This window comes from Mycobacterium sp. URHB0021 (genome assembly GCF_054057895.1).
Genome location: NZ_JBSRZT010000002.1, coordinates 7,729,031 through 7,742,948 on the forward strand (window position 1 = coordinate 7,729,031; position 13,918 = coordinate 7,742,948).

The window sequence follows — 13,918 nt, forward strand, 5'->3', positions numbered from 1 at the left end:
ATGGTCGATCCGTTTGATTTCAGCGACTTCGGCCCGCCGCGCGGGGTGCCGACCTCACCTGCGGGACACACCACGCTGCCTTCACCTCATCTCGATTCCAAACTGAATTCCGGCTTTGATCCGTTCGCCGCCGATTCACCACCAGGCCCGGCAAAGCCTCTCGAGGTATTCGGCGCGACCACGGCCGCGGCGGCCTCGCCGGGCGGGAATCTCACGGTGGCGCGACCTCCGTTGGCGTTGTTCGGTCTGGCGATCACGCTGGCCGGGGCCGGTGCGGCGGTGGCCGGCGGGTGGGGCGGTGCGCCGGCGGCCGCCTCCGTCGGGTGGTTGCTGGCCGGCCCCTTCGCGATCGGAATCCTGGCCGTCTACACCGTTGTCGACACCAGTCGTCGCACCAGTGCCGTGTATTCGGCCCCGAGCTGGACCAAGGCCGCGTACTGGACGGTGGTCGCGGTATGCATGGCCGGAATTGCCATTGCTGCATGGCATCTCGCGCTTTGGGCGGGGAGGTGGTAGGCGCGATGAGCGCCCTGTCGTTCACGCGGCCCGGTATCGCTGCGCTGTGCCGGTGGATCCTGACGGCAGTGCTTGCCGTCGGCCTGGCGGCGCTGGGCTGGCCCGTCGCCCACGCCGACGCAGACGCGGGCGGTGCCACGCGCTACGGGGGTTGTCTGGCGGCGCAGAAGAGTGGCGACCTGCTGGTCCTCTTCGACGAGTCCAGCAGCTTGCAGTCGACGGATGCCAAGGCGGCGCGGTTGTCGGCGGCGAAATATCTCGTCCAGACGCTCGGCAAATACGCTGACCGGGTCGGCGCCGATCTCGATGTCGCGGTTGCCGGATTCTCCGACACGTATGCGCTACATCAAGATTGGACGAAGCTGACAACCGCTACGGCGGACTCGATCGGCGACCAAATGGCCCCGCAGGCATCGCGCGACACGGGAATCGACACCGATTACTGGCTCGCGCTCGATGGTGCGCGCCAGACGCTGGCGACCAGGGGAGGCGGCCCCGACGGCGCCAATCGCTGCCAGGCGATCGCGTGGTTCTCGGACGGCAAGATCGATTTCACGGCGCGACCGCTGGTCAAGCCGTACGCCCCCGGAGTCAGCCTCGACAGCGCGGGCGGTATCGATGAAACGGTACACAAGGCGCAGGAGTCGATCTGCCGGCCCGGCGGACTCGCGGATCAGGTCCGCTCACGCGGCATCGTGATGCTGGCGGTGGGTCTGCGCGGCAGCACCGATCCTGGCGATTTCGACACGATGTCGGCGATCGCGACCGGCAAGGGCGTGGGCGGCACGTCGTGCGGCGGCATCACCGATCCGGTGCCCGGGGACTTCTTCCCGGTGTCCGGCCTCGACGGCATGTTGTTCGCGTTCGACGCGCTCAACCCGGATCCCGGTGTCTCGCAGCAGGGGCCGGTGTGCCACTTGCAGGTGTGCCAAGAGGCGCGCCACGACTTCGTGCTCGACCGCTCCATCAAGTCGGTGAGCATCCTCGGTTCCGGCGGCATGCCCGGCATCGTGCCGTACCTGATCTCCCCATCGGGACAGACGGTGGAACTGCCGAGCAAGCCGGGCAGGGTCGACACCCAGATTGCCGGTACGCCGGTGCAGTACCAATGGCAGTCGGACTCCGCGCAATCCATCTCGATCCGTAACTCCGGCGGGCCCGAATGGGCGGGCGAGTGGGCGGTCGTCTACGTCGACACCACCGGCCGACATCCCGATGCGGTGTCCCGGGTCAACATCCACATCACCACCGACATCTACCCCGCACTCGCCGGCGCGGCCAAGATCTCCTGGCACAGCGCGCAAGTGGTCAAGGGCCTCACGTTCGGACTGGCCGACGGGCAGGGCCACCCGTTGGCACCGACCGATCTGGCGGGCACCGCGACGCTGTCGGCGGCGCTGGTTCCCGACGGCGCTGCGCCGATCCCGCTGATCGAGTCGGTGCCCAAGACCGGCATCACCAAGCCCGTCGACGCGGATCTGACCGACGTCAAGCCGGGACACGCCGTGCTGCGCATGTCACTGGTCATCACCACCGCGCCGGCCACCGGCCGCAACGGCGAACAGATCGCACCGGGCACGACGCTGTCACCGCAGGACGTCGACGTGCCGATCCAGATCCTGCCCAAGGTGGGCCTGCCCACCCCCGGTACCCGGATCGACTTCGGCACGGTCGAGGGCGTCAAGGGGGCCACGGCGTCACTGCCGATCACCGGCCCGGGCTGCGCGTGGCTGTCCCCCTCCGATGCCGCCAAAGTCGTTGCGGCACCCGATGGTATCGGCGCCCCGCACATCAACGCCCCGGCCAGCGGACCCGACAACTGCCTGAAGGTGCCCGCCGGGCAGACGGTGAATCTGCCGATCACGCTGCGCACCGACCACGACGGTCACGGAGGGCTCGACGGCAGCGTTGCGTTACACGTCGCCGCCCTGCAGAACCCCGATGGCCCACAGGTGGTCGACGTGCCGTTCTTCGCCTCCCTGACCCATCCGCTGAGCACCACCAACTTTGTGGTGGTGCTCATCGCCGCCCTTCTGCTCGGGCCGGGTATCCCGCTGACGCTGCTGTACGCCGCGAAGTGGCGGGTCAGCCGGATCCCTCCCACACCCCTACTGGCCGAACGCATTCAGGTGGAGGTGAACGGCGATACCGTGCTGCGGGACGGCGCACCGTTTGCCATGGCCGAGACCGATCTGGTACAGCCGGTGCCCGGCCTGGCCCGCGCCACCCGAAGGCTGACCGTGCTCGGCGCCACGTTGACCGCGGCCACCGGCCGGAGCCCGTTCGGCAGTGGCCATGTGCGCGTCGTGGCCGACGGCCGCGTGAGCATCGGCGCCACTGTCGGCTCGCGGCTGCCCGGCACCGACCGCAGCGGCTTGCAAGCGGTTCTCCCACTGGCGGTGCACAATACCTGGGTGCTCTTGCACGCCCCAGAAGGTCCGGCCGGCTCCGCAGAGGTGCTGCTGCTGATCGGCGGGCGCACCGACAACGCGGCCCGCGCGCGCATCTACGATGACGTGGCCCGCCGGGTGCCTGATCTCCTGGCCGCGCTGCGGCTCAGAGCTGTCGACGCCGGCGTCGCGCCTTTCCACGACGCCACCACACGTTCATCGCCGTTCGGTGAAACGGTTTCGGTGACAACACAATCCGATCCTTTCGATCCGTTTACTGGAGGAGCCTGATGCGTCGATTCTTGATAGTGGGCTGCGGCGGTTCGGGCGGCGCGACGCTGTCCTACATCATGGACCAGCTGCGCTCTGAACTGCACGCCGCGGGTGTCGACAAACTGATCGCCGGTTGGCAGTTCGTCCATATCGACGTGCCCAGCGCGGCAGATCCAGGTCCGGACGGGCTGGCGAACGTGCCCGCCCAGGGCGGTACGTACATCGGGTGCGGCCCGCGTGGGAGCAGTTACGCGATTCTCGACGGTGCGCTGTCTGCCCGGCTCGCCGCCGACACCGCACTGGACACGCTCGCGACGTGGGCACCGCGTCAGCCCGATCAGGTGACCAACCCGATTTCCGCCGGCGCCGGACAGTACCGGGCGATCGGCCGGATGATCACGCTGAGCAAGGCCGGTGAGATCCGCGCCAAGCTGCAGGCGGCGTGGGATCAGCTGTTCCGGGTGGAGACCATTTCGCAGATGGCCTCGCTCGAGGTGCCCGGCATGGGGCGGTTCGATCCCAATCAGCCGCCCCTCGTGCTGGTGGTGTCGTCGATGGCCGGCGGTGCGGGAGCGTCCATGGCGCTCGATGTGTGCCGGCTGCTGACCATGGTGTCGGGGCTCGACGTGAAGCTGATGGGCGTCTTCATGGTCACCCCCGACATCTTCGAATCGCTGCCGCAGAGCGCACGAATCGGCGTGCGGGCCAACGCGCTTGCCATGCTCGGCGAGATCGTCGCGTCGCAGTCGGGCGCGGCGCGCGATCACGATGTTCGGATCCTCCGCGCACTCGGCCAGCAGCACGGTGCGGGTGAGCCGATCCCGTTCGCGCGGGTGTTCCCGGTGGGCCGTTACATCGGCGCCGACCGCACCCAGTTCGGCGACGGCTCGCAGTTCGCGGTGTATCGCGGGCTCGGCCGTGGGCTGGCCGGGCTGATGATGAGCGGGACCGCCAGCGACCAGTTCGTTTCCTATGACCTGGGTAACACCGCCTCGCCGGTCGGTGACAAGGACCTGCTCGGCTGGGGCATCTCGGTGTGGGATCCGCTGCCGTGGGGCACTTACGGGTTCTCCAGCCTGTCGATGGGTCGCGACCGCTACGCCGAGTACGCCGCGCAGCGGCTGGCCCGAAGCGCCGCGGACAAGCTGCTGCACGGTCACCTGCAGCCCGGCAACCCCGCCTCCGGCAACGAGCAGCTCGAGGCGCTGCTCTCCAGCCAATGGGACGCGATCTGCAGCACCGTCGGCCTGCCGTCCGCGGTCGGCGACGAGGAGAGCCGAATCAACATCCTCGGCACCTGGGTCGCCAACACCGCATTCTCACCCGATGTCGTCGGCTCGACCGTGAACGGGCTCGTCGATCGGCAGCTGCGCGGCTATCTGCCCCATCCCGAGGGAATGAGCGCCGAGCAATGGGTGCCGATGTTCCGTCAGGCGATCGCCAACCGCCGCGAGGCGCTGGCGACCGCCTGCACCGAGGCCGCCTACGCCATGGCGTTCAGCTGGCACCGCGACTTCGCCGAGCGGCTCTCGGGGGCGGTGATCGACGCTGTCGCCACCCTCGGGCTGCCGTACGCGCGGGCACTGGTCGACCGGGTGCGCCGCCGCATCGACGACCTGCTGGCCGGTTCGCTGACGCAGCTCGGAACCATGGGCCCCGCCGATATCGTCGCGCTGCCCGCACACATCGAAACCGCGCTGGGAGGTCTGCGCGGCGTGCTGTCCAACACCGATCAGGTGCTGGCGACGGCGCTCGAAGGCTTCCACGCCGGTGTGCGCCGCCAACTCTTCGCCAACGCGTCGGCGCGAATCGCCGACGTGATGCGGGTGATGGGTGCCGAACTGCTGGCGCCGTTGCGCGACGGGCTCGGGGAAGCGTTGGTGATCCTCGAGCAGGCCAGCACCGACCCGCCGACGGACGTCGGATTGGCACGGTTGGCCACCGACCAGTACACGGCGTGGCCTGCGGATGCCGACGAATTGGTGCCCGGCCGGTTCGCCGAAGCCAACAACGAAGTGCTGCTGATCAATTCGTCGGCTTTCAAGGCGCGTTACGAGTCGGATCTGGTCAAAGCGGTGGTCGGCTCGCAGGGGTTGATACCCTTCGCCTCCGCAGTGGACCAGGCCACCACCGCCGTCGTCGCCGGCGAGTGGCGGACCACCGGCGGCGTCTCCGCCCCCGGGGGACTGCTGGAAAGCACCGCGACATGGAACACCCGCGCGTTGGGTACCGATCCCGAGAGCGGGCGCACCCGGGTCCCGTCGATGGCGCAATTCGACGTGCACACCCGCCCCGGGGAGCTGCTGGCGCGGGCCCGGCTGTACGTCGACCGGCCGAGCGAATCGTTCTACGAGTTCTGCAAGGTCTCGCTGCGCGACTTCGTTTCCGGCGTAGGCGCATCCGAGTCCGAGTTGGCCGCGCGCCGGCATGACATCGCGATTAAGTTCGCCGAGGCGTTGTCGCTCGCACGTCCGCTGGCCAGCGTCAGCGACCAGGCGATGCAGCGGGTGCATCCGGGACAGCAGGTGGAGTACCGGTACAAATTCTCCGACATCCCGTTCGCCGGGCAGCCGGTGGCCGCGGCGCTCGAGGAAGCGCTGGGGTCCAACCCACGGATCGACAGGGCCACCAAGGAGAATTTCGCGCGCTCGCTCTCCGACGAGGACGGGGTGATCCGCGTCGATATCTTCGGCTCCTACCCGAACTACTCGCCGCTGGCCTTCGACTCGGTGCTGGTTCCCGCCGCGCAGGAGTGGGCGTCGATGGCAAGCCAGGGCCGGACGGGATTCTGGCGCTTCCGGCGCTCGCGGCCGCTGCCGGCGTCGCTGCCGATGACCGATGCCGAACGACGCACCATGACCGCAGGCTGGTTCGTCGGACAGATCATCGGTCGCGTCCAGATCCCCCCAGCCCCGTACACCGAGCCGGTGCGCATATTCGACGGTGCCGCGGCTCAATGGCTGACGTTTCCCAACCCGTTGCTGACCCCGCCGTCGGAGTACAAGGCCAGCTACGACTGGCTGCCCGCCGTGCTGGAGTCGATTCTGCTGGCCATCGCCCAGTCACATGAGCCGCCGTTGATGTCCTCGCTGCGGCCCTACCAGGTGTTGCGTGAGCTGTTCGACGCAAACTCACAAGACCCGGCAAGCGGCATCCTGCAGTTGTCGGCGGTGCCCCTGCTGCGTGAATTCGTCACGACGGGATCGTCCGGGCATGGTGTGGTGTCCCGGCTGATGCCGGTGGCAGCCGCCTCGACGCCGGCCGACCGGATCGCCGCCGCCACGGAATGGCTCGGCCGGGTCCGGGACACCGCCGCCCAGTACCTGCCTGCCGGATCGCCCGGCGCGGATCCGAACGGCACGTTCACGACGATTTCCGCCCGCGCCAAGGCGGCCAAGACCCCGATCTTCCGCGATATGGCCCCCGACGTGTTCTGGGCCACCGAGACCCTGATCAAGACACTCGATCAGATCGCGACGCTCGGCCATGACGACGAGGCACCGGGTGCGGACGACGAGGTCGTGCTGTCGCGGGGAGTGATGTTCTGACGATGACCGCGCCGGCTTCCCCACCGATCCCATCGACGCTGACGGTGCTGCTCGCACCTCGAGCCTCCACCGAGGAGATTCTCGCGGTGCTCGCCGACTACAGCGCGGCGGGCCTGCTGTCCGCGTTCGCATGGATCGACGCCGCCGCGGTGGGCCACCGCTCGGTACCCGCAATACTGGTGCGGGAAGGCACATCCGAGCAGTTCTCACTACAGCGCCTGCTGACCGGTCAGCGCTACCGGCGAGTGCGGCTCGCCGTGCTGGTGCCGGTACAGGCAACGCGGGACGACGCTGACAACCGCGTGCCACTGGTGGCCGAGCAGACGGTGGAGCGGGTGGTGCGAAGCGCTTCGGTGGGCGCTGACGTCACCCTGCTGCGACTGTTGTTGACGGGCTCGGGCGAGGCCGGGGCGGCACACCAGGATCAGGTGCCGGTGCTGGAGGGCTGGCACAACCTGCTGATCGCCCCGGAGGACGCGCCGTCCCCCGACCTGGGTTCGGTGATCATCGACCCGCTGACCGATCCGCTCGATCTCGCCCGCCATGTCGCGCCGGCCATCTGCGGCGTGGCCGGAATGTGGGCGGGCATCGACACCACCCCGTTCGACACGGTGGAGATCGTGCCCGGCCAGACCCTGCGCGCGGTGCGCGGTTTCTACCGTCAGCTCGACACCGCCGACGTCGAGGACCAGCTGCGCGGGCAACTGTTCTCCACGACCGGTCATCTGCCCTTGCCGAACGGCGGCCCGGTGCATGTGGTGTACCTCGAAGACGCCGCGCTGGCCGCGCAGAAAATGGCTCGGGCGCTGTGGACCAAGCATCGCAATGTCTTGCGGGGTCCCCGCCTGTCGCTGGACAGTCCAGCTGCACAAGCGATTTCGATCTGGGCCGCGGTGAAGATGTTCTTGAAGTTCCTCGGCGTCGCGCTGCGCCGCGCACCGTCGGCCTGGATGGCGGCGATGCTGGGGTCGGTGTCCTCCGCGCTTGCCGCGACCGTGCAGAGCACGATGTTCGGCCGCTCCGGCTCGGCGTTTGCCGTGGTCGCCGATCCCCAGGTCACCGGCTGGCAGGAGCTCGGCCGCAGCGCCGATGCCATGAGCACTGCGTTGCTGGGACGGGTCGACGGTGAGCACCGGCCCCGGCGTGACTTGAGTTCGCTGTGGACCGATTTCGTCAACGGCGCACTGACATTGGGCGACGGTGGCCGGCGTGGAACCGAGCTCGAACCGGTCAACGTCGGCGCCGGCGTCGGGGTGGTCCGTAGCTGCGCCGATGTGGTGCCCGGCGTGGCGGACAGGTTCTGCGCGATTCCCGCGTCCCTGGCCGCGGTGATCGGCACGGATTCGGTGGAGCCCGTCGACGTATTGGCGGTCGCGGACCTACGGGATCGGCTGACACGTGCCTACACCGACCAGGCCGCCGGAGTAGAGGCCCGCCATGCCGCCGCTGAACTGGAGCGTTGGCAGGAGCAGGTCTCCACGAGCTACGCCTGGCAGGTGGCGGCGATCCTCGCCGACTTCATGGGACGGGCGCGCGTGGAGGTCACCACCTTGGTCGAGCAGATCCGCGCGGCGTCGGTCAGCGAGTCGATCGACGAGCGGCTTCGCCGGCGGCAGCAAGCAATCGGCTTGATGCTCAGAACATTCGGCTGGGCGCTCTTCGTCGCGTTGGCCGCGCTGACCGGTGCAGCCGCGATCGGATGGTCGACCTGGTCATTCGCGCTGACCTGCGGCGGTGTCCTGCTCGCCACATATCTGTTGGTGGCAGCGGCCATGTTCGTGGTGGCCCAGCGCGACATGTTCGCCGAGATGAACTCACGAAAGACCGCGCTGAGCCAACTCGAGGCGATGCAGACCAACCTGCGGTCGGCGCTGGAGGATCTGAGCCGCCTCTCGATGGCTTACGGGCAGCTGCTGTCGTGGTGCCGCGCGGTCGGTGCGTTCCTGCCCGCACCGTTCGGGACGGTGGCGCCGACCGGAGAGGCACGCGCCGTGCTGATTCAGGGACTGCCCCGCTCGACGCAGGTCGCGGTCGCCCCGGCCGGATCCGACCACGGAGATACCGCACTGCACCGCATCCAACAGCGGCTGTACCGACTCGGTTGGCTGACCCGGCCGTGGGAGCAGCTGCTGGCAGCGTCGGCCGTGGACGCGCGCACCGAGCCGGCCAACGTGCTGGCGATGCCCGGCGCCGGCAGCGGCTCGGCGCTGGACCGCTGGTCGGGCGCACTCGCCGCGGGACAGCTGACCACGACCGGGGCCGACCTCCTGTGGCGCCGCGTGCAGCAGATGTTCGACGATCCGGCCATCGGTGTCGGTGACAGCCTGATCGACACCCTGACGCTGCCGGACGGCAGACGAGTGCCTGCCGCGCAGTTCGGCGAAGGGATGACCGAACACCGTGTCGGCGCAGCGGCGCCGTTCGATGCTTCGTTGTTCACTCATGCCGCACAGACGACCAGCAGTTCGGCGGTGGCCATCGATCAGGGGATGGTGGCGCGGCGCGGGTTGGGTTACCGCGCGGTGGTGATCCAGGCCGGTGAGGGTCTGCCCGCATACGACTTCGCCGTATTCGCTCCACCGCAGCCGGCCGCACCAAGCGACAACGAATTGCCGCCCGGCTCAGGCGATCTGGTCTTCTAGCAATGTCCGAGCCCAGCCCGATCGACGATGACAGCGATCCGCGCCTGCCAGAGCTGCTGCTGTGGCGTCAACGACTGATCGCCTCCGGTGCGGTGTCGGCCCACACCTTCAAGGAAGCCCACCTGAGGATGGTGTTGCGGTCCGGGCGTACCGATGCCGAGCAGATCCGGATGATGTTGCCCGACCCGGTGAGTGAGCACGCCGACGAGATGGCCCGGGTGCTTTCCGCGGCGCCCGGTGTGGGCGCACCGCGGCATGCCGACCAAATAGATTTCCCGTCAGCCGAATTCACCCCGTTCATCCCCACCGGGCAGGACGGCGAACCACAACCGCTCGGGCTGCGCCGCGAACACAGTGGCGCGATAGCACTCTCGTGGCCCAGCTACGACGCCCCGTATGTCGTTTATCGGATCGTCAGCAGCGAGGACGACCCGCCGTACTCTCCCGACCGGGCGCACCTGGTGGCCTCCACGACGTCCGCTGAAGCGTTCGACGAGCGCGACGCGGCCGGCGCGGTGCGCCATTACCAGGTGTGGGTCAACGCAGGCACTTCACGCACGCAGGCCCTCGCCGCGCAACCGCGGTTGCATGCCGCGGGTCTCGTCGTGGCCGCCGTGCGCGGGATGGCGGTGCGGGACGACTCCGGACGCGTCATCGGCCGATGGACGGTCTTCCCGGGTGTGCGGGCGGTACACGTCGAACGCGTGCCGATCGAGGAATCGTCGCTCGGCGGACCGCACTACCGCATCCTGGCCGATGACGAGAACCTCGGCGGCTTCGTCGATTCCGATGCTCAAGGCGGCCGACGCTATGTGTACCGGGCCCGCTGCGAGGTGCTGGTCGACGGGGTCGGCCGGCTATCGGAGGCGGTGCAGGCAGACGTGGCGGTCACGGCGGTGCTGGCTCCCGTGGACGACCTGTCGTTGACCGTGCACGACAGCGAACCGGTCACCATCGATCTGACGTGGACGCCCCCGCCCGCGGGACGGGTGTTCGTCTTCCGCACCCCGTCTGCGCCTCGGGTGGAGGTGGGCGACATCCCGCACCCGGCGGTGGAGCAGGCCGGGCTGCACGGCGAAATGCAACTGACGCATCCCATCTCGCAGCGGCTCGACGACCAGGGCCGGCCACAGGCGGTGATGGCCGGCGTGCCGTGGCCGCGCGACTGGAGCCGCGCCTACTTCACCCCGGTGACGGTGATAGCCGGGAAGGCCCGACTCGGCACAACGGCCTCGACTGTGCGCACCGCACCGATTCGCGACGTCGAACTCATCGAGTTCTGCAACAAACAGGTGCTGACATTCGGCTGGCCCGACGGCGCGGCGGCCGTCATCGTCTACCTCGCCGCGAAGGGACACGATCCCCGCTCCGGACTGACCGGACGCTCGTACGAAATCACGCTGGAGGACTACCAGCGCTACGGCGGCATGCAGTTCACCACCGAGTTGCCCGCGGGCGGCTGCTCGTTGCACCTTGCGCCGGTCGCCTTCTCGGCGGGTCGGCGGGTGCTCGGCGAAATCAGCAGCATCACCTACGACGGTCTGCTACGGCTGTGGTACTGGGTGCAGATCGGCCGCGACCCCGCCGGCTGGCCCGTGACCGCGGCACTGACGGTGCGGGCCGAGGTCGACGTGACCGGCTCCCCACCGTTCGTACTGGTACACAATCCCGACCGGATGCCTCTGAGCGTCAACGATGGTCGACCGGTGGACGTGGCACCGCTCAACGACCGGGGCGAATTCGCCGGACCTCCGGCGAAGGAGATCCGATACTCGTCGATCGGCACCGAAGGAAGTGGCGAGGTGTGGGTTGCCGATGTCCGGTTCCGCACCGGATGGATCCGGCTGTTCGCCAACCTCGGCGACCAGCGCCGGCTGCGCCGACTGGCCTTGCTCGACCCGCCGGTGTCGGCGTTGCGATTGACGGGAGGGCCGGCCTGATGCCGATCTATGTGTTGGGCCCGCGCAACAGGTCTGTGGTGATACCGAACCAGGCACTGACCGTATCGATCAGCGGTTCCGTGCGCGGCGCGTCGCTGGTGGTCCATGCGAGCGGCGGCCAGGAGACGATGCAGCCGAATTCGCAGCTGGCGGTGCTGAACCGGGTGAGCGAACGGGTGTCGATCACCGTCGTTCCCGCCGGCGGTGAGCCCTTCGCTCGGGGAACCCAGGTGAGTCTGGCCATCGGCCATGACGCTGCGGGCGACCTCGACCCTGTCCAGGTGCTCTTCGATCCCGTTGATGTCAGCGGGGATTCGAATGTGGAGCTGGCTCGGCTGACCGCGCGGGACGGCATCGTGGAAATCTCCGCGGCGGCAGGTATGGACAGCCCGCTGAGCCCGTTGGCGTCCGCGGCGCGCATATCGGCACGGAAAACCCTGGACCACCACAGCCGGACGGTGCACGGCCCGGTCCTGGTGGCGCTGGACACATCGGCTTCGATGCTGCCGATTTTTGCCAGCGGCGGGGCCGCCGCCGCCGTCGATATCGTCGTCGGTGTCGCGGCGGCCGTCGGGATCAACGATGTGTCCGCCGTGCTGATCGGCGAGGACGCCGTCGAGGTGGGCTGTGGCGTGGCCGCCCAGTTGGCCGCAGAGGTCAGGCACGCGGTACCCCGGTGGAGCGCGGGTGCTCGATGGTCGCGCCTTCCGGATGCTGGCGGCCGCATCATCATCTGCACCGACTTCCCTACCCGAAATACGCTGCAGCGGTTCGCGGTCATCACATTCTCCGACGACGCGCACACGGACTCACGGTGCGTGCGGATGCCGCCACCACGGTCTGGTTTACAGAGCGACGTCGAGCTGCTCGCCGACTCGTCCACGCTGGACCGGATCACGGCCTCGTTGGTCCGGGCACTGCGATGAGCAAATGCCCGAGGTGCTTCTCGGTACTGACCGACGACGACTACGCCTGGTCGGTCTCGCCGTTCGCCGGCAGCGAGCGCTACAGCGATCCGGTAGCCTCCGCATTCGCCGGTGTCGTGACGGAGTCGGGCCCGATCTACAGCGTTACCCGCCCGCCGGGTTACCGCGGCCCGCTTCTCTCGGCATCCGATGCCGCGGCGGCATTGGAGGCACCGGTGGTCGAGATCTGCCCGGTCTGTCACGCCGCGCTACCGGACGGGTGGCGGAACGGGCATGCCCTCTGCATCGCCATGGCCGGGACGCCGGCCACCGGAAAGAGCACCTTCCTCGCCGTGTTGATCAAGCAGATGCAGTTGCTGTGCGAAGGTCTCGGCGTCTCGATGGAGCCGGCCACGCGCGCCAGCGCCGACTCGTACCTGCTGAATTACGAACAGCCACTGTACGAGTTGCGTGGTCTGATCCCACCGACGCCCACGCTGCTGGCACAAGCACCTCACCAGCGCGAGCCACTCATTTTCACGCTCGGGCTTCGCGACGGAGTACGAAGGTTCCTGGTCATCCGTGACGTCGCAGGCGAGGACCTCGAATACGGTGACATGCAGGCTCCGCGGTTCCGCTACTTCGCCAATGCCGATGCGATCTTCTTCATGTTCGATCCCTTGCGGGTCAACGGGATACGGGATCAACTTCACGACCTGTTGCCCACCCAGTCCTTCAGCACCGGTGATCCCCGGCCGCTGCTGACGAACGTGCTGCTCGCCATCGGGGACGGGCGGCCCCAACTGGCGATCATCCTGTCCAAGTTCGATGCGCTGCGGGCATTGGGCGATGTGGAGGGGTCGGAGTGGGGGCAGATCATGTCCAACGCGGGTGCGGCCTACCTCCGTGACAACTCGGCAGCCCGGTACTACGACGACGTCGACGGCGAGCTGTTGCACGAGGAGGTGCGCAGCCTGTTGCTTCGGCTGCACGGGGGATCCATCGTCACCGCGATCGAAAGTCATTCCACCGCAGCGCAATCCATGCATCGATACTTCGTCGTCTCGGCGCTGGGGCAACCACACGCCGGTGCGAGGCTGAATTCGAGGGGTATCACACCATTCCGCTGCACCGACCCGTTGCGGTGGATCACTTCACGGTGTGGGGTGTTGTGACCTGTCAGCGATCACGGCCAAATATCGGGACGCGGCGCCTCTCCCTCGTGCACAGGTCGCGGTGCACTCTGATCGCCGCGGCGCGTGATGTCGCGCACGGGATGTTCGGGCGGCCAGATGTCCGGATGCAGCGCCTGCTCGTTGCGCACGAACTCCGCTGCCACGCTGGGCTCCTCATCGAGGGACTCATCGGTGGACTCATCATCGGGCGCCGGCCGTGACTGCGGCTCGTCGCCATCGTGTTCGGCGTCATCGGTCTTCTGCCGGCGCATCTCGTTGACGAGCAGAAGCAGCAGTCCCGCGGTGCTGACCCCGATGGTGCACCACGCGAAGGCCAGGCTGCCGGAGGTGATGGCGATGACCAGTGCCAGGAATGCGATGGCGGCAATGCCGATCACGATGACGAGCAGCATCGGTTGCCCTCCTCCGTGCCGAGCCGCTGACCTCCATTGTGTTCCTGTGCCGGCAGTGGCACAACCAGTCAGTCAGCAGCGCTACCCTGGCCCGTCGGGAGCACGGCGACGCATGC

At 68.3% G+C, this 13,918-nt stretch carries 8 protein-coding genes; 7 read left to right on the top strand and 1 reads right to left on the bottom strand.

Annotation, left to right across the window (positions count from 1 at the left end; translation table 11 throughout):
- From ACVWWN_RS39955 to ACVWWN_RS39985, 7 genes are read left to right on the top strand one after another with little or no spacing between them, the layout of a single operon-like run.
- A complete protein-coding gene (locus ACVWWN_RS39955) occupies positions 1-516 on the top strand; it encodes a hypothetical protein (RefSeq protein WP_457148817.1) in 516 nt (171 codons plus the stop codon).
- On the top strand, positions 483-3,197 hold the full coding sequence (locus tag ACVWWN_RS39960; protein ID WP_457148818.1) for a vWA domain-containing protein: 2,715 nt from the start codon (positions 483-485) through the stop codon (positions 3,195-3,197). Before ACVWWN_RS39955 ends, ACVWWN_RS39960 begins: the two co-directional genes overlap by 34 nt.
- Positions 3,197-6,727 carry a tubulin-like doman-containing protein gene (locus ACVWWN_RS39965; RefSeq protein WP_457148819.1) on the top strand — a complete coding sequence of 1,177 codons (3,531 nt, stop codon included), beginning with the start codon at positions 3,197-3,199 and terminating at the stop codon, positions 6,725-6,727. The genes ACVWWN_RS39960 and ACVWWN_RS39965 overlap by 1 nt, the downstream gene beginning before the upstream one ends.
- 2 nt (positions 6,728-6,729) lie before the next feature.
- Positions 6,730-9,369, top strand: coding sequence for a hypothetical protein (locus tag ACVWWN_RS39970; RefSeq protein ID WP_457148820.1), 2,640 nt, complete (start codon positions 6,730-6,732; stop codon positions 9,367-9,369).
- A 2-nt stretch (positions 9,370-9,371) separates the two neighbouring features.
- Positions 9,372-11,309 (top strand): hypothetical protein, encoded by a 1,938-nt coding sequence (locus ACVWWN_RS39975; protein ID WP_457148821.1) that lies wholly within the window; start codon positions 9,372-9,374, stop codon positions 11,307-11,309.
- Positions 11,309-12,235 (top strand): hypothetical protein, encoded by a 927-nt coding sequence (locus ACVWWN_RS39980; protein WP_457148822.1) that lies wholly within the window; start codon positions 11,309-11,311, stop codon positions 12,233-12,235. The genes ACVWWN_RS39975 and ACVWWN_RS39980 overlap by 1 nt, the downstream gene beginning before the upstream one ends.
- Positions 12,232-13,389: a hypothetical protein gene (locus ACVWWN_RS39985; protein ID WP_457148823.1), complete on the top strand. Its 1,158-nt coding sequence runs from the start codon at positions 12,232-12,234 to the stop codon at positions 13,387-13,389. The genes ACVWWN_RS39980 and ACVWWN_RS39985 overlap by 4 nt, the downstream gene beginning before the upstream one ends.
- 11 nt (positions 13,390-13,400) lie before the next feature.
- On the opposite strand, the gene ACVWWN_RS39990 is transcribed toward ACVWWN_RS39985, so the two are convergent.
- A complete protein-coding gene (locus ACVWWN_RS39990; RefSeq protein WP_457148824.1) occupies positions 13,401-13,802 on the bottom strand; it encodes a hypothetical protein in 402 nt (133 codons plus the stop codon).
- Positions 13,803-13,918 lie beyond the last annotated feature (116 nt).

What these genes read in the sequence shown, in the direction of transcription:
- ACVWWN_RS39955 (WP_457148817.1), top strand. Translation starts at nt 1, where the DNA reads ATGGTCGATCCGTTTGATTTCAGCGACTTCGGCCCGCCGCGCGGGGTG.
- ACVWWN_RS39960 (WP_457148818.1), top strand. Translation starts at nt 483, where the DNA reads ATGGCATCTCGCGCTTTGGGCGGGGAGGTGGTAGGCGCGATGAGCGCC.
- ACVWWN_RS39965 (WP_457148819.1), top strand. Translation starts at nt 3,197, where the DNA reads ATGCGTCGATTCTTGATAGTGGGCTGCGGCGGTTCGGGCGGCGCGACG.
- ACVWWN_RS39970 (WP_457148820.1), top strand. Translation starts at nt 6,730, where the DNA reads ATGACCGCGCCGGCTTCCCCACCGATCCCATCGACGCTGACGGTGCTG.
- ACVWWN_RS39975 (WP_457148821.1), top strand. Translation starts at nt 9,372, where the DNA reads ATGTCCGAGCCCAGCCCGATCGACGATGACAGCGATCCGCGCCTGCCA.
- ACVWWN_RS39980 (WP_457148822.1), top strand. Translation starts at nt 11,309, where the DNA reads ATGCCGATCTATGTGTTGGGCCCGCGCAACAGGTCTGTGGTGATACCG.
- ACVWWN_RS39985 (WP_457148823.1), top strand. Translation starts at nt 12,232, where the DNA reads ATGAGCAAATGCCCGAGGTGCTTCTCGGTACTGACCGACGACGACTAC.
- ACVWWN_RS39990 (WP_457148824.1), bottom strand. Translation starts at nt 13,802, where the DNA reads ATGCTGCTCGTCATCGTGATCGGCATTGCCGCCATCGCATTCCTGGCA.